Origin of the sequence: Microcoleus sp. PH2017_05_CCC_O_A (assembly GCF_020738785.1) — a bacterium.
Taxonomy (GTDB): Bacteria; Cyanobacteriota; Cyanobacteriia; order Cyanobacteriales; family Microcoleaceae; genus Microcoleus.
On the sequence record NZ_JAEQCB010000299.1, the window covers coordinates 1 to 1,939 of the forward strand.

The 1,939-nt window shown below is 48.8% G+C and carries 1 protein-coding gene; it reads left to right on the plus strand.

What is annotated here, in order from left to right; all coding sequences use genetic code 11:
- The coding region (gene bchH / locus JGK20_RS34090; protein ID WP_293233815.1) for a magnesium chelatase subunit H at positions 1-1,939 on the plus strand (1,939 nt) is incomplete at both ends.

The window sequence follows — 1,939 nt, forward strand, 5'->3', positions numbered from 1 at the left end:
ATTCATGCCTGGTAAGCAGATGGGAATGTCTATCGATTGTTATCCCGACAGTTTGATCGGCAAGATTCCTAACCTTTATTATTACGCCGCCAACAATCCTAGCGAGGCAACAATTGCTAAGCGCCGCAGTTATGCTGAAACGATCAGCTATCTGACTCCTCCGGCTGAAAATGCTGGTTTGTATAAAGGTTTGCAGGAACTCAGCGAGTTGATTGCTTCCTATCAAACTTTGAAGGATACGGGCCGGGGTGCGCCGATCGTGGATGCGATCGTTGAGAAGTGCCGTTTGGTGAATTTGGATAAGGATATCAACCTACCTCCCGAACAAGAAAGAGGGGTTGCTGCTGGTATGACTGCGGAGGAACGGGATAATTTAGTTGGCTTGGTTTACCGCAAGTTGATGGAGATTGAATCGCGGTTGTTACCTTGTGGTTTGCACGTTGTTGGGAAGCCGCCGACTGCGGAAGAGGCGATCGCAACTCTGGTTAACATTGCTAATTTAGACCGGGAAGAAGACGGATTAGTCAGTTTGTCGCGGATTATTGCTCTAAGTTGCGATCGGAATATTGACGATATCTACACCAACAACGACAAAGGCATTTTAGCAGATGTCGAATTGCTGCAAAATATCACCTTAGCCTGTCGCGATGCTGTTAGCGCTTTAGTGAAAGAACAAACCGATGCTGAGGGTCGAGTTTCCCTAGTTTCCAAGTTGAATTTCTTCAACATGGGCAAGAAAACACCTTGGATTGAATCCTTACACGCAGCCGGTTACAAAAAAGTCGATGTAGAGCTAATTAAACCGCTCTTTGAGTATCTCGAATTCTGCTTACAGCAAGTTTGCGCCGACAACGAATTAGGCGCACTGTTACGCGCGTTAGAGGGCGAATACATTATCCCCGGCCCAGGCGGCGATCCGATTCGCAACCCGGATGTTTTGCCGACTGGCAAGAATATGCACGCTTTGGACCCGCAGTCAATCCCTACGACTGGGGCGATCAAGTCTGCTAAGGTTGTAGTCGATCGGCTATTAGAAAGACAGCGCACTGATAACGACGGCAACTATCCCGAAACCATCGCCGTTGTGCTCTGGGGAACCGACAACATCAAGACTTACGGCGAATCCCTCGCCCAAGTAATGTGGATGGTGGGAGTGAAGCCAGTACCCGACGCTTTAGGCCGGGTAAACAAACTGGAATTGCTGTCTTTAGAAGAGTTGGGACGGCCTCGAATCGACGTAGTAATTAACTGTTCCGGCGTCTTCCGCGACTTGTTCATCAACCAAATGAATTTGTTAGATAAAGCCGTGAAAATGGCAGCGGAAGCCGACGAACCCTTAGAAATGAACTTCGTCCGCAAACACGCCTTGAAGCAAGCCGAAGAAATGGGAATCAACCTGCGACAAGCAGCAACCCGCGTCTTTTCCAATGCTTCTGGTTCCTATTCATCTAACGTCAACTTAGCCGTAGAAAACAGCACCTGGGAAAGCGAAGCTGAGTTGCAGGAAATGTACCTAACTCGCAAATCCTTCGCCTTTTCTTCCGACAATCCCGGCACAATGGAACAAGACAGGCAGATTTTTGAATCATCCTTAAAAACTGCGGAAGTCACCTTCCAAAACTTAGATTCTGCGGAGATTTCGCTAACCGACGTGTCGCACTATTTCGACTCCGATCCAACTAAATTGATCGGCAGTTTGCGCGCAGATGGCAAGAAACCAACATCCTTCGTTGCTGATACCACAACAGCGAACGCCCAGGTACGGACGCTATCAGAAACCGTGCGTTTAGATTCGCGGACAAAGCTGCTGAATCCGAAGTGGTACGAGGGGATGTTATCGCACGGTTATGAAGGCGTGCGGGAGATTTCTAAGCGTCTGGTGAATACGACTGGATGGAGTGCGACTGCGGGCGCGGTGGATAATTGGGTGTATGAGGAT